Origin of the sequence: Marinobacter alexandrii (genome assembly GCA_039984955.1) — a bacterium.
In the GTDB taxonomy this organism is placed as follows: Bacteria; Bacteroidota; Bacteroidia; order Cytophagales; family Cyclobacteriaceae; genus Ekhidna.
This window is the reverse complement of sequence record JBDWTN010000007.1, coordinates 983095-1005609: the sequence shown is the minus strand read 5'-3', so window position 1 is coordinate 1005609 and position 22515 is coordinate 983095. Positions and strand designations below refer to the sequence as shown.

Annotated in this window: 25 protein-coding genes; 17 read left to right on the top strand and 8 right to left on the bottom strand. The window is 39.3% G+C overall.

The annotated features are described in order from the left end of the window. Positions 1 to 3 precede the first annotated feature (3 nt). The 5 genes from ABJQ32_10645 to aat all read left to right on the top strand — a co-directional run bounded on the left by ABJQ32_10645 (position 4) and on the right by aat (position 3836). Positions 4 to 510, top strand: coding sequence for a hypothetical protein (locus tag ABJQ32_10645; GenBank protein MEP5290101.1), 507 nt, complete (start codon positions 4 to 6; stop codon positions 508 to 510). Positions 511 to 516: 6 nt separating this feature from the next. Further along, the gene (locus ABJQ32_10640) at positions 517 to 1206 is read left to right on the top strand and encodes an SDR family oxidoreductase (protein MEP5290100.1); all 690 of its coding nucleotides are present in this window, start codon (positions 517 to 519) and stop codon (positions 1204 to 1206) included. A 162-nt stretch (positions 1207 to 1368) separates the two neighbouring features. Then, positions 1369 to 2436, top strand: a complete 1068-nt coding sequence (locus ABJQ32_10635) for a M42 family metallopeptidase (GenBank protein MEP5290099.1) — start codon at positions 1369 to 1371, stop codon at positions 2434 to 2436. Positions 2437 to 2440: 4 nt separating this feature from the next. Then, on the top strand, positions 2441 to 3190 hold the full coding sequence (locus tag ABJQ32_10630) for a helical backbone metal receptor (protein ID MEP5290098.1): 750 nt from the start codon (positions 2441 to 2443) through the stop codon (positions 3188 to 3190). 10 nt (positions 3191 to 3200) lie between these two features. Then, the gene (aat, locus tag ABJQ32_10625) at positions 3201 to 3836 is read left to right on the top strand and encodes a leucyl/phenylalanyl-tRNA--protein transferase (GenBank protein ID MEP5290097.1); all 636 of its coding nucleotides are present in this window, start codon (positions 3201 to 3203) and stop codon (positions 3834 to 3836) included. 11 nt (positions 3837 to 3847) lie between these two features. Here aat and ABJQ32_10620 read toward each other — a convergent pair whose 3' ends face one another. Then, entirely contained in the window at positions 3848 to 4888 is a 1041-nt protein-coding gene (locus tag ABJQ32_10620) for a zinc-dependent alcohol dehydrogenase family protein (protein MEP5290096.1), read from the bottom strand. A 119-nt stretch (positions 4889 to 5007) separates the two neighbouring features. Between ABJQ32_10620 and ABJQ32_10615 the strand changes: the two genes are divergently transcribed. From ABJQ32_10615 to ABJQ32_10595, 5 genes are read left to right on the top strand one after another with little or no spacing between them, the layout of a single operon-like run. Next, entirely contained in the window at positions 5008 to 7902 is a 2895-nt protein-coding gene (locus ABJQ32_10615; protein MEP5290095.1) for a GH92 family glycosyl hydrolase, read from the top strand. A gap of 2 nt (positions 7903 to 7904) precedes the next feature. Continuing rightward, the gene (locus ABJQ32_10610; protein ID MEP5290094.1) at positions 7905 to 8882 is read left to right on the top strand and encodes a N(4)-(beta-N-acetylglucosaminyl)-L-asparaginase; all 978 of its coding nucleotides are present in this window, start codon (positions 7905 to 7907) and stop codon (positions 8880 to 8882) included. Further along, positions 8875 to 10128 (top strand): sugar MFS transporter, encoded by a 1254-nt coding sequence (locus ABJQ32_10605; GenBank protein MEP5290093.1) that lies wholly within the window; start codon positions 8875 to 8877, stop codon positions 10126 to 10128. The genes ABJQ32_10610 and ABJQ32_10605 overlap by 8 nt, the downstream gene beginning before the upstream one ends. 5 nt (positions 10129 to 10133) lie before the next feature. Next, complete coding sequence (locus tag ABJQ32_10600; GenBank protein ID MEP5290092.1) at positions 10134 to 11039, top strand: ROK family protein; 906 nt, start codon at positions 10134 to 10136, stop codon at positions 11037 to 11039. An 18-nt stretch (positions 11040 to 11057) separates the two neighbouring features. Further along, positions 11058 to 11678 carry a hypothetical protein gene (locus tag ABJQ32_10595; protein ID MEP5290091.1) on the top strand — a complete coding sequence of 207 codons (621 nt, stop codon included), beginning with the start codon at positions 11058 to 11060 and terminating at the stop codon, positions 11676 to 11678. A gap of 18 nt (positions 11679 to 11696) precedes the next feature. Here ABJQ32_10595 and ABJQ32_10590 read toward each other — a convergent pair whose 3' ends face one another. After that, positions 11697 to 12254 (bottom strand): DUF664 domain-containing protein, encoded by a 558-nt coding sequence (locus ABJQ32_10590; protein ID MEP5290090.1) that lies wholly within the window; start codon positions 12252 to 12254, stop codon positions 11697 to 11699. A gap of 16 nt (positions 12255 to 12270) precedes the next feature. Further along, positions 12271 to 13971, bottom strand: a complete 1701-nt coding sequence (ggt, locus tag ABJQ32_10585) for a gamma-glutamyltransferase (GenBank protein MEP5290089.1) — start codon at positions 13969 to 13971, stop codon at positions 12271 to 12273. Positions 13972 to 14384: 413 nt separating this feature from the next. On the opposite strand from ggt, the gene ABJQ32_10580 reads away from it, so the two are divergent. The 3 genes from ABJQ32_10580 to ABJQ32_10570 are packed head-to-tail and all read left to right on the top strand — an operon-like array spanning position 14385 to position 17469. Next, complete coding sequence (locus ABJQ32_10580; GenBank protein ID MEP5290088.1) at positions 14385 to 15185, top strand: hypothetical protein; 801 nt, start codon at positions 14385 to 14387, stop codon at positions 15183 to 15185. 44 nt (positions 15186 to 15229) lie between these two features. Beyond that, positions 15230 to 16393: a tetratricopeptide repeat protein gene (locus tag ABJQ32_10575; GenBank protein ID MEP5290087.1), complete on the top strand. Its 1164-nt coding sequence runs from the start codon at positions 15230 to 15232 to the stop codon at positions 16391 to 16393. A gap of 23 nt (positions 16394 to 16416) precedes the next feature. After that, a complete protein-coding gene (locus ABJQ32_10570; GenBank protein ID MEP5290086.1) occupies positions 16417 to 17469 on the top strand; it encodes an amidohydrolase family protein in 1053 nt (350 codons plus the stop codon). Here ABJQ32_10570 and ABJQ32_10565 read toward each other — a convergent pair. Together ABJQ32_10565 and ABJQ32_10560 are read right to left on the bottom strand one after the other, a co-directional pair. Continuing rightward, complete coding sequence (locus ABJQ32_10565; protein ID MEP5290085.1) at positions 17466 to 17930, bottom strand: nuclear transport factor 2 family protein; 465 nt, start codon at positions 17928 to 17930, stop codon at positions 17466 to 17468. The genes ABJQ32_10570 and ABJQ32_10565 overlap by 4 nt on opposite strands. Beyond that, a complete protein-coding gene (locus ABJQ32_10560) occupies positions 17927 to 18625 on the bottom strand; it encodes an NAD-dependent deacylase (protein MEP5290084.1) in 699 nt (232 codons plus the stop codon). The genes ABJQ32_10565 and ABJQ32_10560 overlap by 4 nt, the downstream gene beginning before the upstream one ends. A 79-nt stretch (positions 18626 to 18704) precedes the next feature. Here ABJQ32_10560 and ABJQ32_10555 point away from each other — a divergent pair, with 79 nt between their 5' ends. After that, the gene (locus ABJQ32_10555; GenBank protein MEP5290083.1) at positions 18705 to 19220 is read left to right on the top strand and encodes an outer membrane beta-barrel protein; all 516 of its coding nucleotides are present in this window, start codon (positions 18705 to 18707) and stop codon (positions 19218 to 19220) included. A 148-nt stretch (positions 19221 to 19368) separates the two neighbouring features. Further along, positions 19369 to 19893, top strand: coding sequence for a hypothetical protein (locus tag ABJQ32_10550; protein MEP5290082.1), 525 nt, complete (start codon positions 19369 to 19371; stop codon positions 19891 to 19893). A gap of 232 nt (positions 19894 to 20125) precedes the next feature. On the opposite strand, the gene ABJQ32_10545 is transcribed toward ABJQ32_10550, so the two are convergent. Beyond that, positions 20126 to 20515, bottom strand: a complete 390-nt coding sequence (locus tag ABJQ32_10545; protein ID MEP5290081.1) for a hypothetical protein — start codon at positions 20513 to 20515, stop codon at positions 20126 to 20128. Positions 20516 to 20626: 111 nt separating this feature from the next. Then, positions 20627 to 20977, bottom strand: coding sequence for a hypothetical protein (locus ABJQ32_10540; protein ID MEP5290080.1), 351 nt, complete (start codon positions 20975 to 20977; stop codon positions 20627 to 20629). 188 nt (positions 20978 to 21165) lie between these two features. On the opposite strand from ABJQ32_10540, the gene ABJQ32_10535 reads away from it, so the two are divergent. Both ABJQ32_10535 and ABJQ32_10530 read left to right on the top strand, forming a co-directional pair. Next, entirely contained in the window at positions 21166 to 21687 is a 522-nt protein-coding gene (locus ABJQ32_10535; GenBank protein MEP5290079.1) for a hypothetical protein, read from the top strand. 8 nt (positions 21688 to 21695) lie between these two features. Then, positions 21696 to 21884, top strand: a complete 189-nt coding sequence (locus tag ABJQ32_10530; GenBank protein MEP5290078.1) for a hypothetical protein — start codon at positions 21696 to 21698, stop codon at positions 21882 to 21884. Positions 21885 to 21944: 60 nt separating this feature from the next. Here ABJQ32_10530 and rsmG read toward each other — a convergent pair whose 3' ends face one another. Beyond that, entirely contained in the window at positions 21945 to 22514 is a 570-nt protein-coding gene (gene rsmG, locus ABJQ32_10525; GenBank protein ID MEP5290077.1) for a 16S rRNA (guanine(527)-N(7))-methyltransferase RsmG, read from the bottom strand. Between the last annotated feature and the right edge of the window lies 1 nt (position 22515).

Here is a 22515-nt window from a genome sequence, read left to right as displayed (position 1 = left end):
TACATGAGAGTAGTTCTTGGAGGATTGATATATCTCGTATTACTTGGTTGCTCAAATGAATCAGAGAGGCTGTTTCATCTTCCGGAGAATGCGAAAGCTATGGTTAGTGGAGATTCTATCAAAACCTGGAAAATAGCAAGACGGTTTAACAATGGTACTCGCATGAATATGGGTGATTGCTTTATAGCCCACAGGCAGTCTTTTACTTTTAGCGGTGATTTTAATACAAGCTCAAAAGGTAGAATGGACGATTGTGGTGAGCCCATGATTGGAAAATGGTCTTTCGTGAAAGATGCAGAAGGAGGTTTTTACATTAAACTCAATAGCGATCAAATTCCTGAAATGATGAATATTGAGGAAGATTTTAAATTATTTAGAATCAAGAAGCTGACAGATAGTTTGATGATTCTTCAATTTAACCATGCGCAGACAACTCAAAAACGGACAACATTGGTAGACTATTTTGTGCCTGAAAATCTAAAAGTAGACGACCGAAAATTTCACTGGTAGAAAGAAATGAAAACAGCAATTATAACAGCAGCAAGTAAGGGGATGGGACTGGCATGTGCTGAGAAATTGGCAGATGAGGGTTATCAACTCGCTATTTTATCGCGTTCTTCAGAAATACATGATCTGGCAAGTCGATTGGGAGGTATTGCGGTACAAGGATCGACAGATAATGTAGAAGATCTAACTAGATTGGTGGATGCGACATTGGAAACTTACGGACAGATAGACGTGGTGGTCAATAATACGGGACATCCACCGAAAGGTGAATTATTGGAATTGACAGATGACCAATGGCAGGAAGGATTCAATCTTGCACTGATGAATGTGGTAAGGATGTCTAGACTAGTTACTTCTCGCATGAGTGGGGGAGGAGCCATTATCAATATTTCCACTTTTGGTGCAAAAGAGCCATCATTGAACTTTCCTATTTCCTCAGTTGCACGAACAGCATTGAGCGCTTTTACAAAGCTTTTTGCAACTAAATATGGAGCATCAGGTGTTCGAATGAACAATATCCTGCCAGGTTTCATTAATAGTTATAAAGCGGACCAAGAAATAATCAATGAAATTCCAATGCTTCGACAGGGAACTCCTGATGAGGTGGCAGAACTAGCTTTATTTTTGGCTTCAGATAAATCAGAATACATTACAGGACAAGATTTCCTCATTGATGGAGGATTAGTGAAAAGTATCTAGGAGTAAGCTTTAAGCTGCAAGAATGAGAAACTTTGCAAGATTAAACCTTGTTGGAAAACGAAGAGTTGATACTATATTAGAATTAGTAATAGAAGAACAAAAAATGCTTTCTGGCTACTTAAAAAAACTTGAAGCCTGAAGCAATAGACTTGAAACTTAATTATGGATAAGAAAAGCAGAGACTTTCTTTTTAAATACTTAAATAATGCAGCGCCTACTGGCTTTGAAATGGAGGGGCAGAAAATATGGTTGGATTACTTAAAGCCCTACGTAGACGATTATGAAGTGGATACATACGGCAGTGTTTATGGTGTGATAAACCCGGACGCTAAGTACAAGGTGGTAATCGAAGCTCATGCGGATGAGATCAGTTGGTTTGTAAATTACATCACTGACAAAGGCTACATCTACGTGGTGAGAAATGGAGGGTCAGATCATCAGATTGCACCCTCTATGCGTGTAAATCTTCATACAAAAGAAGGAGTAGTAAAAGGTGTATTTGGCTGGCCAGCAATACATGTAAGAAAAGACAAGGAAGATAATCCTACTTTAAAGAATATTTGTATTGACGTAGGAGCTGAATCGAAAGAAGAAGTGGAAAAAATGGGCATCCATGTAGGAACTGTGGCTACTTTCCAGGATGAGCTTTTTGAAATGAACGATAAATATTTTGTTGGACGAGCGCTTGATAACAGGGCAGGAGGGTTCATGATCGCAGAGGTAGCTAGACGAATCTCAGAGAACAAAGTAAAGCTTCCTTTCGGATTATATGTTGTGAATTCTGTTCAAGAAGAAATTGGACTGAGAGGAGCTGAAATGATCTCACGGAGGATAAAGCCAGATATGGCTATTGTAACGGATGTGACTCATGATACGCAATCTCCCATGTATGATAAGATTACTAGTGGAGACATGACTGCTGGGAATGGGCCTGCAGTTACCTATGGGCCTGCAGTTCAAAATAATTTGCGCGACATGATTCTCGATGTAGCCGAGAAAAATAAAATTCCATACCAACGAATGGCAGCTTCTAGGACTACTGGAACAGATACAGATGCGTTTGCCTATTCTGATATAGGAGTAGCCTCAGCGCTAATTTCTCTTCCATTGAAGTATATGCATACCACAGTGGAAACTGTTCATAAGAATGATGTAGAGAACGTGATCAAGTTGATTTATGAGGCTGTAGTTCAAATCAAAGACGGCCAGGATTTTACTTACTTCAAATAAATTCATGAGTGACCTCCAGACTGTTTACGATCAGATGGGTCGGAAGGTCACTTTCTCTTCTCTTCCCAAGCGAATCATTTCGTTAGTTCCTTCTCAAACAGAGTTCTTGATTGATATTGGTGCTCCTGTAGTGGGAAGAACTAAGTTTTGTATCCATCCAAAAGAGCAATTAGCAGATATACCGATAATTGGAGGCACTAAAAACTTCAGATTTGATGCCATTAGAGATCTAAAACCCGATTTAATTATCGGTAATAAGGAAGAAAATTACCGGGAAGGCATAGAAATGCTGGAAAAAGATTTTCCAGTTTGGATGAGTGACATCTATACGCTCGAAGATGCTTTTGCTATGATGACTGCTCTTGGAAGCATTTGTGATAAAAGAGAGATTACTCAAGAAACGGTAGAAGACTGTGAAAAAGCCATGGAAGTTGTCAAAAGGACAAAATCAGGAAAGGTGATTTACCTTATCTGGAAAAGTCCATGGATGGCCGCAGGGAAAGATACGTTTATTGATCACTTACTCAAACATCTTGGATATGAAAACCTGATTCAGGATTGTCGGTATCCTGAAATTACGGATGAAGAAATAGAAACCTTAGATCCTGACTACATTTTGTTTAGCTCTGAACCTTTCCCTTTCAAGGAAGAACACATCTTCTTGGCTGAAAATAAATGGCCAAAAACTAAGTGCCTACTTGTAGATGGTGAATTGTATAGCTGGTATGGAAGTAGGTTGAAGGAGTGGACTTAGTTTTGATGTCATGCCAATCTATCGACTCACAGACGATCTAATATTCCCTCCGGTAGAAGGTGCCGAAGATGGTATTGTGGCCGTAGGAGGTGACCTGTTGCCTGAGCGACTGATGATTGCTTATCGGTTGGGAATATTTCCATGGTTTAGTGAAGGGGAGCCCATTGTATGGTGGAGCCCCAACCCAAGATTTGTCCTTTTTCCGGGCCGCCTGCATATTTCCAAATCAATGAAGAGAGTGCTTAACAATGACAAATTCCAAGTAACCTTCGATCAGGATTTCGAAGGAGTCATAGCAGAATGCAAAAAAATATCTCGAAAGGGTCAGGAAGGGACATGGATTACGGATGAAATGCAAATGGCCTATATCCGACTACATGAGCTAGGCCATGCTAAATCAGTTGAAGTATGGAAAAAGGACCAACTTGTCGGAGGAATGTATGGCGTGGATTTGGGTAATGTGTTTTGTGGTGAATCCATGTTTTCATTGGAGAGTAATGCTTCGAAGCTGGCATTAATCAAGTTTATTCAAAAGTTTAAGGAAAGAGGAGGCGAGCTTTTCGATTGTCAGGTTCATTCGGGACATTTGGTAAGCTTGGGAGCGGAGGAGATAAGTAGAGAGAAATTTTTGAAATATTTAGCTTAGTTGATTTATTGCTAGAATGAATCTATAACGAGTATACCTTTGTTTTCAAACTTATTCATGCTTGACAAAGCTTTAGTCGCCTCTTCAAGTGAAATCATTTTTTCTATAAGTTTTTCTGGATGTAATTTCCCATTTTCAATCATCTCTAGCATTTCAGGATATCTATGAGCTTGCATTCCATGACTTCCAATAATTTCTAGTTCATCTGAAAGCACTTTATCCATAGGTATTTTTGGATGTTGATGATCGCTTGTCATCAAGCCTACCTGAATATGCTTACCTCTTTTTCTTAGACTAGATATTGAATTGAAACATGTTACTTGACTCCCCAAAGCATCTAAAGAAACATGAGCTCCACCTTGGGTTAAGTGCATTATTTCTTCAATCACGTGTGTGTTAGCCATTGCATTAACAACTGATGAAGCTCCCAATTCCTTTGCGAATTGAAGCGTTTCTTCATGTATATCAACTGCGATTACATGAGCACCCAAGGCGTTGGCAATCATAATTGCGGATAAACCTACTCCACCACATCCATGTACTACTACATATTGCCCACCTTTGACTTGTCCTTGATCAACAATTGCTCTAAAGGAGGTAATGAATCTACAGCCTAAAGTGGCAGCCGTTGTGTAACTAATTTCTTCAGGTATTTTGACCAGATTGGTGTCAGCGAAATCCAAAGTCACATATTCTGCGAATGATCCCCAATGTGTGAAACCAGGCTGGGATTGATGATCACATATTTGATGATTTCCAGAATTGCATTGAGCACACCTACCGCATCCACATACGAAAGGAGAAGTGACCCTGTCTCCGACACTGAAATTTCGAACATCTTTTCCAACCGCTTCAATGGTTCCAGCCAACTCATGTCCTGGTACATGTGGTAGAATGATGTCCGAGTCATGTCCCATCCATCCATGCCAATCACTTCTACATAGGCCTGTCGCTTTGACTTTTACAACTACTCCATGATCTTTTGGGGTATGCTCTCCAACATTCTTAATAGTCAGAGGGCCTTGAAATTCTTCGTAAACGATTGCTTTCATAATGTATTGCAACTAGTGACAGGCAACAATAGCAAAATAAGAGAAGTTGAGACTTCAAAATTGCCAGTAATAATTGTTTGTTAGGCTGCTTATATCATTTTTGTTAATTTCCGTTTCATATGAAGAGTTTGAATTTTTTAAAATACTTATTGAGTATTTGTATCCTACCCATTATTATTTCTTGTAATGAAAAAACGTCCTTTGATTATGTAGATCCTTTCATTGGAACAGGTGGTCATGGACACACCTTTCCAGGGGCTACACGACCATTTGGAATGGTTCAGTTAAGCCCGGATACTCGATTAACAGGATGGGACGGATGTTCTGGCTATCATTATTCTGATTCCGTTGTATATGGATTTAGCCACACACATTTAAGTGGTACCGGGGTTTCAGACTATGGCGATGTATTGCTTATGCCCTATACTGGGGAAACATTGTTTAATAACGGAGCGGATAGCAACCCAGGGTATGGTTCACTTTTTTCTAAAAAAACTGAAAGAGCAAAGCCAGGCTTCTATTCTGTGATACTAGAAGATGATAATATCAAAGTAGACCTTACATCTACGGATCGAACAGGGTTTCATCGATACACATTTAATGAAGATACAGATAGGAAAGTGTTGATTGATCTCGACCATCGTGATATGGTGGTGAGCTCAGAAATCACACAAGTCAATGAATACGAGATTCAAGGACATAGGCATAGTAAAGCTTGGGCGGAGAATCAATATATATTCTTTCACATTCAATTCGATCAGCCAATTCAGGGAATAGAGTATTTGGATAGTGAAGATGGAAAGAAAGCAGCACTGGATTTTGGTGATGGAACTGAGCTAAAAGTCAAAGTGGCTATCTCTGCTGTTGACGAAGAGGGAGCTAAAAATAACCTTGTCAGTGAATTAGATCATTGGGATTTTGAGGCAGTGAAAAATGAATCTGAGAATGTATGGGCGGAGCAGTTAGATAAAATTAAAGTAGAAGGAGGTACCGATAAACAGAAAACCGTTTTCTATTCGGCACTATATCATACGATGATAGCTCCTAACCTCTTTCATGATATTGATGGAAGGTATAGAGGTACTGATCTTAAGATTCATCAAGACAATTCTTTCACAAATTATACCGTCTTTTCACTTTGGGATACCTATCGTTCCACACATCCTTTATACACACTTATTGAGCGTGAACGAACTACAAATTTTATTAAAACTTTCCTTAATCAATATGAACAAGGCGGACGTTTGCCCATGTGGGAATTGGCTGGAAATTACACTGGTTGCATGATTGGATATCATGCCGTCCCAGTGATTTCAGATGCTTTTACAAAAGGCATCACCAACTTCGATACAGACTTGGCCATGGAAGCTATGATTCATAGTTCTATGCAGGATCGTTTAGGCATAGATGATTACCGATCCAATGGATACATTCCATCAAATGCTGAAGCGGAAAGCGTATCTAAGACCTTGGAATATGCTTATGACGATTGGACAATCGCTGAGATGGCCAATCGAATGGGGAATGCTGAAGTGGCAAAAGTCTATTATCAACGGGCACAGAATTATAAGAATGTGTTTGATCCGACAACAGGGTTTATGCGTGCACGAAACAACAATCGTTGGTTTTACCCTTTTGAACCTGCAGAAGTCAACTTCAATTATACTGAAGCAAATTCCTGGCAGTACAGCTATTACGTACCTCAAGATCTGGAGACATGGATAGAAATGCTAGGAGGTGATGAGGCGGCTGAGAAAAAACTGGATGATATTTTTTCTGCCAGTTCAGAAACATCAGGTCGAGATCAGGCAGATATCACCGGATTGATAGGTCAATACGCACATGGAAATGAGCCAAGTCACCACATTCCATATCTATACAATTTTGTAGGAAGGACGGACAAAACACAGAAACTGGTGCGCCAGATAATGGATGAACTGTATGATGATCAACCTGACGGATTATCGGGAAATGAAGATTGCGGTCAAATGTCTTCGTGGCTGGTGATGAGCTCACTTGGTTTTTATCCCGTTGCACCTGGAAGTGAAGATTACATTATGGGAAGCCCTTGGTTTAAAAAAGCAAGTATTCAATTAGAGAACGGGAATACGTTCGTGATTGAAGCTCCCGAAAATGATAATAAAAATATTTACGTGTCTGGAGCTAAATTGAATGGAGAGGAATACGATAGGGGTTACATCAAACATGATGATATCATGAATGGAGGAAAATTGACTTTTGAAATGGTTGCCAGCCCTTCCAGTTTTAGCAGGGAAAAAACGAACCGTCCTTCTTCCAAAATTGCAACTGAGATGCTGGCTATTCCAGCAATAAATACCGGGGAGAAAGCTTTCTTAGGAGCAACGACAATCACACTCTCGAGCGCAACCAATGATTCAGAAATTAGATATGCCTTCTCAGCTACGGATCAAACGGGGAAAATATATAATTCTCCAATTGAAATCACCAAGTCTACGGACCTATACGTTTGGGCTCAAAAGGGAGATCTAACAAGCTTGAAAGGGAAGAGTGAATTCTTAAAAATTCCGAAAAACAGGGATATTAGCCTCAGTACGCAGTATGCAAATCACTACTCAGGGGGCGGTGATAATGCATTGATCAATTTTGTAAGAGGGCAAGAAGATTTCAGGACAGGTGATTGGCAAGGGTATGAGGGTGTGAATCTGGAAGCAATTGTGGATCTTGGTTCCGTTCAATCAATAGGAGAGGTTAAAGTTGGATTTCTTCAGGATGAAAACTCCTGGATATTTATGCCGGAAGAAGTTGCATTTTTCTATTCCAAAGATGGAGAATCATTTACTGCACTGGGGAATCAGATGAATGATATCTCCTACAAGGAAACAGGAGTGATTTTAAGAGATTTTGAAGTAAATAAGAATGCAAGTGCTCGATACATAAAAGTAGTCGCAAAAAATAGGGGAGTGTGCCCACCTGATCATAAAGGTGCAGGTGGTAAATCCTGGATATTTACTGATGAAATCGTAATCAACTAATCATGACATCAAGAAGAAAGTTTCTGAAAAATTCTCTTGCCGTCACGGCAGGAGTGGGTATTGTTGGAGCAAGCTGTGCGGAGAAAAAACCCACTGCATTAGTCCGTGCAAGCAAACCAAAAGCGTTGAGCACATGGGTCCATGGATTACCTGCCAATGAGGAGGCCATGCGCATAATATCCGGAGGTGGTTCGGCACTGGACGGAGCGGAGAAAGGCGTGATGGTTATAGAAGCTGATCCTAATGGTAGTTCTGTTGGAATTGGCGGATTGCCCGATCGTGACGGTAATGTAACATTAGATGCATGCATCATGGATCATCAAGGAAATGCTGGTGCTGTATGCTTTCTTCAGAATATTAAACATCCCATTGCGGTGGCACGAAAAGTAATGGAAGATACACCACATGTGATGCTAGCAGGTGAGGGAGCCAGACGTTTTGCGCTAGCACAGGGATTTGCAGAAGAAAATCTGTTGACAGAAAGTTCTAAGAAAGCCTGGGAAGAATGGTTGAAATCAGCCGAATATAATCCTATCATCAATGTGGAAAATCACGACACTATTGGGATGATCTGCCAGGATGCCGAGGGTAATCTTTCTGGTTCCTGCACCACAAGCGGGCTTGCCTACAAAATGCACGGAAGAGTGGGGGATTCACCTATTATTGGGGCAGGACTTTTCGTGGACAATGATTATGGAGCTGCAGTAGCTACAGGTATGGGTGAGCTCATGATGAAAACGCTGGGCTCTTTTTTGGTAGTTGAGTTAATAAGACAAGGGGCTTCAGCACAGGAAGCATGTGAAGATGCTATCCAGCGGATCGTAGACAAACTAGATTACAAATCATTTCAGGTAGGGTATCTCGCCATGGATATTGCCGGGAATACAGGTGCTTTTGCCATCCACCCTGGCTTCAATTATGCGGAAATGGCTAATGGTAAAAATGAATTGATAGACGCTAAATCATACCTGAATGGCTAAACAAAATCACGGAGCATCCATGTTTTACATGCTGATTCTCTTTTTCACCTGGGGATTTCTAACAGAACTAGATGGAGCACTTATACCATACCTCAAAGGTCTTTTTTCGCTATCCAATTTTCAGGCTGCATTAGTCCAGTTTGCATTCTTCATTGCTTTTTTCTGTGTCAGTTTGCCATCATCTTGGCTATTAAATCGAATTGGCTATCACAAAGGAATCATTGTTGGTTTGATGGTCATGGCAGTCGGAAGTTGGTTGTTTTACCCAGCGGCCGCTGTTATTTCATATCCTTTGTTTTTAGGGGCAATTTTCGTTTTGGCTTCAGGGGTAACACTACTTCAAGTTGCAGCTAATCCCTATGTGGCTCGTTTAGGTGACTCAGATAAAGCTTCAAATCGATTGAATTTGGCGCAAGGTTTTAACAGTGTAGCAAAGATGATTGCTCCACTAGCGGGAAGCTATTTTATTCTAAGAGGACTTGCTGGATTATCTCCTGAGCAGCAGGCTGAAGCTGTTCAGCTTCCTTATTTAGTGCTAGGAGGGCTTTTACTTTTGCTAGCAGTAGTCTTTCGATTTTTGAAATTACCAGAAGTAGTAGAAACAGTCGAGGCTGCTGAAAAGGAAGAAACTCTCAGCATCTGGAAGCGACCACATTTAGTAAAAGGAGCAATTGCTATTTTCCTATATGTAGGAGCTGAAGTCACCATTGCCTCTTTTTTGGTGATTTACTTGAGTGAAAACATTTTCCCCAGCCTTCCTGAATTTCAGAATTACATTGTCGGACTAACAGAAGAAAAAGATCAGATTGCTAAATTCCGTGAAGTAGGAGCAAGATATCTTCCTTTTTATTGGGGAGGTTTGATGGTTGGGCGGTTAGCAGGATCATACATTTTGAAGTTCATCAACAGTCATAAGCTACTAAGCATATCTGCTATCGTATGCGTGATTTTGATGATCGGATTCAATTTATCCGGAGGATATGTAGCCATGTGGCTATTGATAGGGACTGGATTGTTCTTATCTATCATGTGGAGTAATATTTTCACGTTGGCCATTGCTGATCTCGGACCACAAACCAGTAAAGGTTCAGGTGTTTTGGTTGCAGCAATTGTTGGAGGAGCATTGATGCCGCCATTGCAAGGACTCTTAGCAGACAGCTCGATTGGTCTTCATCATTCATTTTTGATTACGATTGTCTGCTTTGTTTACATCGCATGGTATGGGTGGAAAGGATATAAGCATTAGTTCAAATGAAGCATTATGCAGGAATAGATATCGGTGGAACTAGTACGACCATTGGGCTGGTTTCGGAGGAGGGAAGCATAATCGATCGATCCATCATTCAGATTGCTGATTTTGCCAGTGATTCAATAGATCTGTTCATTGAGCAAATGGCCCTAGAGGTAGAAAAGCTGGCAGAAAAGCATGAATGTAAGATTCAAGGAGTGGGAATAGGAGCTCCCAATGGAAACTATTATAACGGCACGATAGAATATGCTCCAAATATGCCATGGAAAGATGTGCATCCGATTGCTCCTGTGCTTGAAAAACGACTTTCATGTCCAGCTGTACTTACAAACGATGCGAATGCTGGAGCCATTGGTGAGATGCAATTTGGTGTGGCCAAAGACTTAAAAGACTTTATCTACATTACGTTGGGTACGGGTCTAGGTAGTGGAATTGTGGCAGGAGGTGAGGTTATTTATGGGCACGATGGATTTGCTGGAGAGATGGGGCATTCTATTCTTGTTCCAGATGGGCGAAATTGTACCTGTGGGAGAAAAGGTTGCTTAGAAGCGTATGTATCTCTCAGAGGTATTCTGGAAACGTATCGTGATCTTGGCGGAACAGGTGAAACCACTCCAAAGGACATTGCGATTAGAGCTCAAAATGGAGATGAACTTTGTGTAGAGGTCTACAGAAAAACAGGAAACTGGCTTGGCCTGAAACTGGCTGATGCGGCTACCTACACAAGCCCAAAGGCATATGTTTTTTTTGGTGGAATTGCAGCGGCCAGTGATCTATTCTTTCCTTCATTAATAGAAACAATGGAATTCAATATCCACAACCTGTATAGAGATAAAATCCAGATTTTAAAATCTGGACTTCCGTTGAATGACGCTGCTGTTTTGGGTAGCGCGGCTTTGGTGATGTGATTTTTTAACCTTTTGAGTATGAGAATTTTTGAAAAAGTAATGATCGCTCTATTCATCCTTGGAATAGTGTTTCAATTATCGGTTTTACCCGGAGGGGCATTGTTCATTGGAATTTCACTTGCAATGTTGGCCACCATTTATTTCAACTTTAGTTTCCTTCTATTTAATGGGCTTGAACTTAGAAACATCTTTAAAAAATCTAATTACACCAACTTAAATGCACTTGACGTTATAATTACATTTTTTGCAGGATTATCACTTTCTATAGCTTTAGTTGGTGTTATGTTCTATCTCCTTGTTTTGCCAGGAAGTGCTATCATGCTCATTGTTGGTAAAGGAGGGCTATTCTTATGTACCGTTGGATTTTTAATTCTTTTTCTTAACAAAAAAATGGGATCTGCAAAAAGATCATTGATAAGAATTATTCCAGTTTTAATCATATGTCTCTGGATTTCTACATTGGAGAAATACTCTTGGATAGAGTATCGCTATAGAGAATACCCAGACTATGCCAATGCATACAAAAATGCTTTAGAAGCAGAAAACATAGGTGTAGAAGAAGCAAATAGAATGTATGAAATTTTGGAAATAGAAAGGGAGAAAATGGAGGAAGAAAGAAATAAAAGAGATTCTCAATAAGAGAACCTCGTTCTTGTGTTAGTCAGGTATTCGGCCTAAAATCAACCTTATCTGACCCATATGGTTCGCTTGATGTTCCATCACATGATACCATGCCCAGTGATTGTTCATTGAGCCGCTCAAAGCTTTTTTAGAGAACCATTTGTCATCTTTTTCTTTTAGAAGCTCTTTCGTTTTTGAACGTACATCATCCCAGATTTCCAAGTAGTAGGAAATTGGTTGGCCTTTGAGATTTTCTCTTCCTTTATCCCCAAGGCTGAGTGCTGCATCCCATTTTTTGTTTTCTTCATCATTGAAGCCTCTACCTTCAAATGTGTATTTCTGATAGTATACCTCAGTTGCAGCTAAATGCATGATCATAGAGCCTATTCTGTTGGCATTATCATCAAGCAAAAAATCGGTTCCAGTCTGATCTAGATTAGATACACTTCTGGTTACTCTTCCTTTTAAATCATCAAGCATGGTGATCATGTTGCCAATATCATCACTATACCCTTTGGCGGGTTTTATGACATTTTGAGCATGGATGCTTCCGGCAATAAGAAGCACGATTAGAGTGAAAGAAATTTTTCTCATGAGTTAAATTTATTAGTTAAAATCCTTTTGCGTAATTATCTCCTCTGGAAGAATCAGCTCCACCCTCAAGTTTACCATCTTCTCTCACAAGGATACAATCCATTCTACCCATTGATCTTCTTCTTTCAACAGAATGTCCCATTTCCTTCAACTCTTCAATTGCCAAGCTATCAATTGGTCGTTCTTCGATCAGAATCCTATCAGGAAGCCATTGGCTATGTGTTCGAGTAGCATTCACAGCATCTTGCATACCCATGCCATGGTCTATGACATTTAGTGTAGTTTGAAATACGGAAGTAATAATGGTAGATCCTCCCGGAGTACCCAATACCATCTTAAGTTTTCCATCTTTCTCGATGATGGTTGGAGTCATACTGCTGAGCATGCGTTTTTGCGGAGCGATAGCATTGGCCTCTCCCCCAACCAATCCAAATTGATTTGGAATTCCTGGTTTAGAGCTGAAATCATCCATTTCATTATTCAGAAAAAACCCCGCGCCCTTTACATATACCTTGCATCCAAAGAAAGCATTCAATGTCGTTGTTATGGAAACTGCACTTCCTTCAGGATCAACTATGGAAAAATGGGTGGTCTCTACACTTTCAATAATTTCCACGTTACCTTCTTTGATTTCCTGTGAATCTGTTTTTTCATCCAGCGAAATGGTGGAGAAACGGTCCCTGTTATATTCGGGGCTAAGTAGCATGTTTATAGGAACTTCATAGAAATCAGGATCTCCCAAATGAGTGGCTCTATCAGCATATACACGTCGTTCAAGTTCAGTTAACAAATGAATGGTCTGGGCAGTGTTGTGCCCCATACTTTTGATGTCATATTGCTCTGCTCCTTGTAGGAGTTGAATCAAAGCTATCCCACCACTCGAAGGAGGAGGCATGGAGATGATCTTATGTCCTCTGTAGGATCCCATAATAGGATCTCTCCATTTGGATGTGTAATTCTTTAAATCCTCTTTCGATATTAAACCAGCACCTCTTTTCATTTCTGTGACGATATGATCGGCGACTACCCCTTCATAAAACCCTGTCCTTCCAAAATCTCGTATTCGTGTAAGTGTGCTAGCGAGTTCATTAAACTTTATAGTATCACCAAATTTCCAGGATTGCTTCTTCGCAAGGAAGAAATCTGATCCATTTACTTCAATAAAAACTTCGCGCTTGGCATTGAATTCATCTGCTTGATCTTGAGTGATCGCAAATCCACTTTCTGCTAAATCAATAGCAGGTTGTATGAGCTCTGTTAGCGGTTTAGTTCCGAATTTTTCATGAAGCTTTAAAATTCCATCAACAGATCCAGGAACTCCTGCCGCTTTGTGGCCGACAGTACTTAATCCAGCTATCACGTTTCCTAAAGAGTCCAGATACATGTCGCGATCTCCCATCAGAGGAGCTTTTTCCCTAAAATCTAAGGAGCCAGTGCTGCCATCGTTCGTTCGATACAGCGCAAAACCACCACCTCCAATATTTCCAGCTCGAGGAAATACAACGGCCAATGCAAACTTCACGGCAAGAGCGGCATCAAATGCATTTCCACCACTTTTGAGAACTTCTACACCCACTTTCGTGGCTATTGGATGTGCAGATGATACCATTGCCTCTTCACCCAAAGGACCAATAGTTTGTTTAGGAGGTGAATATGACTGTTTTGCCTCACATCCGACTATTAAAAGAACGAGAATGACAAGTTTGATATATTTCATGGTTAGGATTTCATTCGAACGATTTTGGTACGCTTACGCTTTCTGTGTTTTTTCTGATTGTACGGGAAGAAATGCCTTTTAGGCTTCACCACTCGCACCGTATGAGAACTGCTACTACAGGAGGAAGCGAACAAACTTCCAGTAAGAATTATTAAGGCTAGTAAAATCTTCTTGAGCATAATTAAATTGAAAGCTATACAACGTGGTTTGAGTAAAAAAATGTTCAGCCAAAATACGTTATGATTGACATATAGAATCATGTTTTTATAACTCAGTAGTTATCAGGTAGTAGTATTCAGCTTTTATAATCATTTGATGAAGGTTAAATTTTGTTGTTACGGGTCAAATGACTATATTCATCGCCCCTTAGTCACGAAAAAAGAGAAAGTCAAACCGTAAATAGCTCCAGCTAAATGAAAGATTCACCTAGAACGCCTATTGAAATTGAGATTCCAAAAGGATACAGACGATACAAATTGAAAGGGATAGAAAAAGAAATAATAGCCAAGAAAGGTGGGCCCACTGCTACCCAAATTAAGAACAAGGAATCTTATAAGGAACTTAGAAACAATCAGAAGGAATTTGGCGTGGCTTCAATGATGGCGAAAACGCTAAGACAATCTCTTTCCTCAGGAATGTCAGAGATATGCGAAACATATGTTTCTGGAAAACTGACGGCTCAATTTAGGAACCTGGCTAAAATGGAAGAAGGGAAAACAGGAACTCGTCCACTTTTTTTAAGTAAGCATGGACATTTGCTAAATGGATTCGAATTTAATTCGAAAGCACCGTATGAAAAGATTTTTGGAGCGAAGTACTTTGTGAAGCCTGGGTCTCAAAGAGGTCAAGTAATTCTTCATTTTCCAGCTTTTGTGCCTGAAAAAACATTCCAAAGCCCTAAAGGAGCTACAAATTTCAAAATTACTGCAAGACTAATCGCACTTTCTGATTATCAGTTCGATCAAAAAGAGCAAGGTTATAAACCTGTCAATAAAGAGCTTCATGGGAAGTTTGGAACGTATGAAAGTTCGATGCTTCCACTTCTTAAGATTCCTACAGAGCCAATGACAGGAATGATTTCAATCGACAATCGAATCATACCTGAGGGCACTGGACTTTTTCTTGTTATGGCTGTTAGCTTTTATACGCTTGAGAGCGGAAAGTTTGATCATCTATGCAAGGAAAGCAGCATGCAAATTCAACGAGTCCTATAACCTAGATACTCCAAGGCTCGTTTTTCTTAAGGAAACTTGACCCTATGAAAGCATTGCTTTTATCTTTCTTCCTACTACTATTATCTGCAGGTCATTCCTTTTCTCAGGATTACTATGATCTGGCTAGAAAAAAACTCAATCAAAATCAAGTTGATTCTGCCAGGTTTTACATCAATAAAAATTTAGCACGAAGGCCTAATGCGGAAGACTACTTTCTAAGCGGGATGATTCATGAAGTTGAAAACAAGCCCCTTCGAGCACTTGCGGATTATGAAGCAGTCATTCAAAGAGATCCTGACAACCTTGAAGCTTTCTTTCAAAAAGGACTGATTTACTATAACTCCGCTAGTAGCGAGCAGGCAATAAAGGATTTTACTTATGTGATCGAAAATCAATCAAGGTCTGAAACCAAGGCGATCTACTATGCATCTGATCCAACAGGTGCAAAAGGGACATTCTTAACGACGCTTCAATCGATGCTGAATAGAGTTTACCAATATAGAGGACTGGCATATCAGAAAGCGGGAGATTGGGACTCAGCATTGAAAGACTTTTCTTCATCACTGAAGTATGATACGATTGTTGATTCTTTCATCAACCGATCTCAATTATATGCCAAGATGGGAAGAGATAGTGATGCAATTGCAGATCTTAAGATTGCGATAAAAATTGATTCATTAAATTATCATGCTTGGTATAATCTCGCGGTTCTCGATGAGACAACTCAATTACCTTCTTTTTTGCTTGAAGATGAAAACTTCACACCTATGCTCAACCTGGTTGGAGCTAATGCCTATGAAAGTGGAGACTTTAGCCTTGCTGTTACCTATCATACCAAGGCAATAGAGGCTAATTCCTTTGATGATCTGGCGTATGTAAGTAGGGGTAAGGCTTTTCTGAGAATAGGTGAGTACATTCAGTCCAGAAGGGATTTTATTAAAGCGATGCAATTGAATCCAACTCGATCCGAGGCATTCTACCTGATAGGTAACTCATTGTTTCATGAGAAGAAATACAAAGATGCCATTGGGTTTTATGAGCAGTATCTTTCTGTGGATAGAAGTTATGAAAATGTTTGGTTTAATGCGGCTATGGCATATTTGAATCTTAAAGAAGAAAATAAGGCATGCCTATATCTAAAAAATGCCAAAAAACTGGGGATGGAGCAAGCCAGAGCAATGCTTGAAAAGCACTGCAGTAGTCAATAACCTATTCTCGTTATCTTTGTCTAATGGCTAAGTCTACACGTTTGAAAATAGATATGCACACGCATATTCTCCCTCACAGCATTCCGAATTTTGCAGAAAAATTCGGTTACGGCGATTTCATCCATTTGCTGCACCATAAGCCAGAGGCAGCAAGAATGATGAAGGGAGATAAGTTTTTTCGAGAGATACAATCAAACTGCTGGGATGAAAAACGAAGGATAAAAGAATACGAGGCGTTTGACACGCAAGTTCAAGTGATATGTACTATTCCTGTCATGTTTAGCTATTGGGCAGACGCTCACGATTGCCTAGACCTCTCCATGTTTCTCAATGATCATATAGCTCAGGTAGTAGAAGAAAATCCTAAAAATTACATCGGACTTGGTACCGTTCCTATGCAAGATCCAGATTTAGCAATTAAGGAACTTGAAAGATTAAAGAGCTTAGGTGTCCCAGGAGTACAAATAGGATCCAACATCAACAATCATAACCTGAGTAAACCTCGCTTTTTTGAATTTTTTGAAGCTTGTGAGAGCTTAGGAATGTCTATTTTAGTTCATCCATGGGATATGATGGGCAAGGAATACATGGAAAAATACTGGCTTCCATGGTTGGTAGGGATGCCTGCCGAGACTGCCAGAGCAGCTGCTTCAATGATCTTTGGAGGTGTTTTTGAGAGATATCCGAAATTGAGAGTGTGTTTTGCACATTCAGGAGGCTCGCTTCTTGCAACCATTGGACGTTTAGAGCATGGGTTTAATTGCCGTCCTGATTTGGTAGCTGTCCACAACGATGTGAATCCTCGTGAATATTTGGGAAAATTTTGGGTAGACAGTATCACACATGATCCGACTTATCTTAAGTACGTAATTGATTTAATAGGCTCTGAGAAAGTTTGTCTAGGTTCGGATTATCCTTTCCCACTGGGAGACTTGGAGATTGGGAAATTTATTACGGAGATGAATTTACCTCAAAAGGATGTAGATAACATGTTCTTTCAATCCACATTAGATTGGTTAGGGTATAGTGAGTCTAAAGACAAGGAGCTTTTAAATGTTTTGATGCAAGAGAATTAATTCTCTTGCATGTATTTATCCAAAGACATCCGTGCCGTCTTCCTGACTTTTGACTTTATAATCGGAGACCAGCCCAACAGGATTCCAGGAAGACCTAGAGCCATTCGTGACCACCTCCAGAAATCAAATTGATCTTCATGATTGATAATCAGTCCATCTTTAAACTTCATCGTAGAGTGGATGATGTTATGCACGCTTTTTCCGGTCTTCGAAAATTCATATGTTGCTTCCCAGGTGCATTGAGCTACTTCTGAATCTCCTATGACTGAATGGTAGTCAATTGTGAGCTTTCCTTTTGACCTTTTTATGAGCATTTCCCACATAGAAGTCACCTCGCTATGATTTAAATTTTGAAATGCTGGATCGCTGAAGGTTGCATCTTCGTGATAGCATTCTGCCATTTTTGATGCATCATGATTTTGGAAAGCAGTATAAAAAGTTTCTAATGTGGTCTTGCTCATAGGTGATTTTTAATTAAATCTTGCTGCACTTTTGGAAGGCCCGTGCTTGCAGGTTCTTCATAAAAGTTAAAATTACGATTATCTGAAATAGCAGGAATCTTTGGGTCAATGATGTACTTTGGGACTTCTTTCCTCACAAAATCCACCAATCCAGCTGCCGGATATACCACTAAAGAAGTTCCAGCCACGATGAAGATGTCTGCAGAAAGAACTTCTTCGATTGCAGAATCCATCATAGGTACAGCTTCTCCAAACCAGACAATATGTGGTCTAAGTTGTGAGCCTTTGGCACATTTATCTCCCTCTTTCAGTTCCCATCCATCCAATTCATAGACTAACCCGGGATCTACAGTACTTCTCACTTTAGTGATTTCACCGTGGAGATGGAGTACATTGGTGCTGCCAGCTTTTTCATGAAGAGAGTCAATGTTTTGGGTAACGATGACTACCTCGAAGTGTTCTTCTAATTCCACCAAAGCTTTGTGCCCATTGTTAGGTTCCACTGAGAGTGCTTGTTTTCTCCTTTGATTGTAAAATTCAAGTACCAAAGATTGATTTTTTCTCCAGGCTTCAGGTGTTGCTACTTGGGTTACATCATGTCCCTCCCAAAGACCATCCGAATCTCGGAAAGTTTTTAAACCACTTTCAGCACTTATTCCAGCGCCAGTGAGCACAACAATTTTTCGTTTACCCATATTTTTTAAATCGAGTACTTAAATATCGGTTATTGTGACTTAGTTTGTTGCTGATTTTAATTCAAACAGTTTAGACATTATGAAAAATTTAACAAAAATCTTTTTACTCGCAGCTTTTGTCCTAATAGGAACAAGCTTAAGCGCTCAGCAAGCTGGATACGGTATACGTGCTGGTTTGAACCTATCCTCTTTTGGAGGTGATGCTGGAGATTCTGATACTAGAATAGGATTGAACGTTGGCGGTTACTATAACAAAGTGCTTACAGGAGACTTTGCTGTACAACCAGAAGCAGGATTATCTCTTGAAGGAGATGATAATGTTAGCTTCACTAACCTAAATCTTGGGGTCATGGGCAAGCTCAATTTTGAAGAGCTAATGCTTGAATTTGGCCCACAACTTGGACTTATTCTGGGTGACGATGATACTGATGCAAATGCAGTAAATCTTACCGTAGGAATTGGAGCTGGATATGCATTTTCTTCAACGATGACAGCAGGCTTGCGATACAATGCGGGTTTATCTAACGTGTATGATTTTGGAAACGCTGATGTTAAGAATAATACGCTTTCTTTTAATGTGTTTTTTGCACTGTAAGTAGAAGATATAGGATCATTCCATATCTTATTGATAGTGAGAGAGGTATTTTTTTACATAAATGGACAAAATACCCAGATAAGGGTATTTTTTACTTCATTTCCTATGCCTATATTGCATCCATTGTACAACCAAAATAAAAACTAAAATGAAAAAAGTATTACTAACAATCGCGCTAGTAGCAGTTTTCGGATTTGCGGCTAATGCACAAACAGATCAAGGTGGATGGGTAGTAGGAGCTTCTTCTAACCTTGGATTCTCTTCTCAAAGCGTTGATGGAGTAGATGAAAATGGTTCAACTTTCATACTTGATGTAAAAGCTGGTTATTTTCTTATTGATAATCTTGCCGGAGGTCTGAATTTAGGTTATAGCTCTATCAAGCAAGTTGGATCAGAAGATGCCCTTAATACTACGGAAATAGGTCTTTTTTCTAGATATTACTTCAACGGAACATTCTACGCGGGTTTAGGATTTGATGCTGTAAGTGCCAAATTCGGTGATGGCGATTCTGTAAGTGGGACTCAGATAAATATAGAGGCTGGTTACCCTATCTTCATAGGTGGTGAAACTGTCGCTCTTGAACCAAGTCTTAACTATTCACTTGGAGGTGGAGATCTTCTAGAAGATTCTTCTACTTTTGGTGTTAACGTAGGATTCTTCCTATACTTCTAAGAAGTAAATAAAAAATTAAAACCCTTCCATTTGGAAGGGTTTTTTTGTGTCCATACTTTTTGAAACGATAGTTGTTGAGTAAATCAACAATCATAGAGATTCATACTCTTTTTTTACTCTTTCTAATGCGTTAGAATAGAAACAATCAAAATGAAATAGCATCAAGGGTACCCCTGATGCTAGTAATTGTTATCCTTATTGAATTGTAACCCTTTTTGGGAGCTTAGTTCAGTTAATTATGGAGAGTATAATTTTCATAACCTATTCCTACGCGCATTGAGGGTGGAAAATAATAGGGACATGAACAAACAGCCTCAATAGTTTGGGTAGTTCCGACATAACTTGGTTTCCAGACCAAGAACAGTTTATTACCAACAACTTGCTGAGATGAAGTTGAATTACCATCTAAAACTTTAAAGCTGGCTAGCGTACACCCAAGAGGGATATCTACAGTAAATTCATAATCCCGATTTACTTGTTCTCCATCAGAAGTGCCATTACCTCCAGTAACATCGATAGGAATATAGAAAAATCCCTGATCAGCGGAAGATATCCAATCAAATGAGGTTAAGGGGAGTAGCATGATACATGCTACGAAAATGGTGAGTGTTGTCTTTTTCATTTTATTGATTTTTAAATTTAATATAGCGTTATGTTGAATAATAAGGATGCGTTGTAGGGGAGTTTTTATTGAAGAAGTAACAATTTTATAAACTGTAATGCTTAGTCAAGGTTAATTATGAAGTGTGTAATCGAATGTTGCTGTTTCGGTAAAGTCTAAAAAGCTTATTTGACATCTAAATTTAACCTCTATGGTTTGTGTCGTTCCAACATATGATGGTTTCCAAACAAGAAATAATGTATTTCCAACTAATTGATGAAGTGATGTGGAGTTTTGATTTACAACACGAAAACTTAGTAATTCACAAAAACTAGGTAGGTCGTCCACACAAAATGCATAATCTCGGTTTACTTGTGCTCCATCTGGGCTGCCATTTCCACCGCAGACAGATGGCTGACTAAATGAAAGTAGTGGAAATAGCATTAGACATGCTGCGAAAATAGTGAGTGTTCTTTTTTTCATAGTAATAATTTTAAATTAAACATAGCGTTATGTTAAATTATTAAATTTTGAATATAAATCCGTTATTTATAGAATTTATTTACCGGAGTAACAATTCGTTATATTGAAGCCCTTGTTGTTGAGAACCGAGCCGAGCCCTTGTTGGTGTTATCACCAACAAGACTATATGAGTTTGCCTAAATTTGTGAATGGAATTTCCCTTGGAGCATCCACATTTTATTACCATAACTGTTTTCGAGTGGAGGCACTTGCTAAAACCAGATAAATATAAATTACTCATTCTGGATAGCCTGACTTTTTTAGTCAGAGAAAAAAGAGTAGCTGTTTTTGGATTTGTCATTATGAGTAATCATATACATCTCATTTGGCAAATTCAAGATCCCCATAAACGAGAAGCTGTACAACGGGATTTTTTGAAATATGTGGCTCAGCAGATCAAATTCGATCTAATTGCGAATCATCCAAAAGTTCTTGAATATTTTGAAGTCAATAAGAAAGATCGAAAGTATCAATTCTGGAAAAGAAACGCATTATCTGTTGACTTATATTCATCAGATGTTTTTAATCAAAAATTAGATTATATCCACATGAATCCAGTAAAAGCAGGCTTGTGCGAGTTGCCGGAGGAATATCCATTTTCATCAGCGGAATTTTATTTAAAAACCAAGAATAGATTTCCTTTTTTGAGTCACCACAATGGAAACGACTAGGTTTGTTGGTGATAACACCAACAAAGGCAGAGATTACGACAAATTTCACAGTACTTTCATTTGAGGCAGGATATCCAATCTGGATAGTGGATAATGTGGCTATCGAGCCCTCATTGAACTACGGTATGAGGTCAGGTGACGACATCATCGACAGCAGTACGTTTGGCTTGAATGTTGGCTTTTCACTTTATTTCTAAAAAAATAAAATGATATTATATAAAATAGACTCTTCCTTTAAATAGGAAGGGTTTTTCATTTTAATGAACAGGCACGTAGATAATCTTCTTCGTCTCGAAGAACTCTTCACTGAAATAATTGGAAAGGTCTTTTTCGACATACCGTCTTCCAAATTCTTTCATTTCTTGATTCAGGTCACCTCCTTTTAAGAGGATCATCCCATTGTCAATATCATTTTTTTGTTCTTTGCTGATTTTTTGATGTGCCCAAATAAAAAGTTGCTTGGTTTGGGCGACAGCTCTGGAAACAACAAAATCAAAGGTTCCCCTCACTTTTTCCATTCGTTGATGTTCAGCAGTAATATTCGTTAATGCGAGAGCTTTGGAGACTTCATTAACAACGGTGATCTTTTTGCCTATAGAATCCACTAAATGGAAGGTGCAGTCCGGGAATAATATGGCTAGAGGAATTCCGGGAAAACCACCTCCAGTGCCCACATCAAGAATAGTTGACCCATTCGTAAAGTCAATAAATTTTGCGATGGCCAGACTATGCAAAACATGTCGTTCATAGAGTTGATCGATATCTTTTCGACTGACCACATTGATTTTGGCATTCCATTCTTCGTATAATGGATATAGCTGTTCAATC

What these genes read in the sequence shown, in the direction of transcription:
- ABJQ32_10645 (MEP5290101.1), top strand. Translation starts at nt 4, where the DNA reads ATGAGAGTAGTTCTTGGAGGATTGATATATCTCGTATTACTTGGTTGC.
- ABJQ32_10640 (MEP5290100.1), top strand. Translation starts at nt 517, where the DNA reads ATGAAAACAGCAATTATAACAGCAGCAAGTAAGGGGATGGGACTGGCA.
- ABJQ32_10635 (MEP5290099.1), top strand. Translation starts at nt 1,369, where the DNA reads ATGGATAAGAAAAGCAGAGACTTTCTTTTTAAATACTTAAATAATGCA.
- ABJQ32_10630 (MEP5290098.1), top strand. Translation starts at nt 2,441, where the DNA reads ATGAGTGACCTCCAGACTGTTTACGATCAGATGGGTCGGAAGGTCACT.
- aat (MEP5290097.1), top strand. Translation starts at nt 3,201, where the DNA reads ATGCCAATCTATCGACTCACAGACGATCTAATATTCCCTCCGGTAGAA.
- ABJQ32_10620 (MEP5290096.1), bottom strand. Translation starts at nt 4,888, where the DNA reads ATGAAAGCAATCGTTTACGAAGAATTTCAAGGCCCTCTGACTATTAAG.
- ABJQ32_10615 (MEP5290095.1), top strand. Translation starts at nt 5,008, where the DNA reads ATGAAGAGTTTGAATTTTTTAAAATACTTATTGAGTATTTGTATCCTA.
- ABJQ32_10610 (MEP5290094.1), top strand. Translation starts at nt 7,905, where the DNA reads ATGACATCAAGAAGAAAGTTTCTGAAAAATTCTCTTGCCGTCACGGCA.
- ABJQ32_10605 (MEP5290093.1), top strand. Translation starts at nt 8,875, where the DNA reads ATGGCTAAACAAAATCACGGAGCATCCATGTTTTACATGCTGATTCTC.
- ABJQ32_10600 (MEP5290092.1), top strand. Translation starts at nt 10,134, where the DNA reads ATGAAGCATTATGCAGGAATAGATATCGGTGGAACTAGTACGACCATT.
- ABJQ32_10595 (MEP5290091.1), top strand. Translation starts at nt 11,058, where the DNA reads ATGAGAATTTTTGAAAAAGTAATGATCGCTCTATTCATCCTTGGAATA.
- ABJQ32_10590 (MEP5290090.1), bottom strand. Translation starts at nt 12,254, where the DNA reads ATGAGAAAAATTTCTTTCACTCTAATCGTGCTTCTTATTGCCGGAAGC.
- ggt (MEP5290089.1), bottom strand. Translation starts at nt 13,971, where the DNA reads ATGAAATATATCAAACTTGTCATTCTCGTTCTTTTAATAGTCGGATGT.
- ABJQ32_10580 (MEP5290088.1), top strand. Translation starts at nt 14,385, where the DNA reads ATGAAAGATTCACCTAGAACGCCTATTGAAATTGAGATTCCAAAAGGA.
- ABJQ32_10575 (MEP5290087.1), top strand. Translation starts at nt 15,230, where the DNA reads ATGAAAGCATTGCTTTTATCTTTCTTCCTACTACTATTATCTGCAGGT.
- ABJQ32_10570 (MEP5290086.1), top strand. Translation starts at nt 16,417, where the DNA reads ATGGCTAAGTCTACACGTTTGAAAATAGATATGCACACGCATATTCTC.
- ABJQ32_10565 (MEP5290085.1), bottom strand. Translation starts at nt 17,930, where the DNA reads ATGAGCAAGACCACATTAGAAACTTTTTATACTGCTTTCCAAAATCAT.
- ABJQ32_10560 (MEP5290084.1), bottom strand. Translation starts at nt 18,625, where the DNA reads ATGGGTAAACGAAAAATTGTTGTGCTCACTGGCGCTGGAATAAGTGCT.
- ABJQ32_10555 (MEP5290083.1), top strand. Translation starts at nt 18,705, where the DNA reads ATGAAAAATTTAACAAAAATCTTTTTACTCGCAGCTTTTGTCCTAATA.
- ABJQ32_10550 (MEP5290082.1), top strand. Translation starts at nt 19,369, where the DNA reads ATGAAAAAAGTATTACTAACAATCGCGCTAGTAGCAGTTTTCGGATTT.
- ABJQ32_10545 (MEP5290081.1), bottom strand. Translation starts at nt 20,515, where the DNA reads ATGAAAAAGACAACACTCACCATTTTCGTAGCATGTATCATGCTACTC.
- ABJQ32_10540 (MEP5290080.1), bottom strand. Translation starts at nt 20,977, where the DNA reads ATGAAAAAAAGAACACTCACTATTTTCGCAGCATGTCTAATGCTATTT.
- ABJQ32_10535 (MEP5290079.1), top strand. Translation starts at nt 21,166, where the DNA reads ATGGAATTTCCCTTGGAGCATCCACATTTTATTACCATAACTGTTTTC.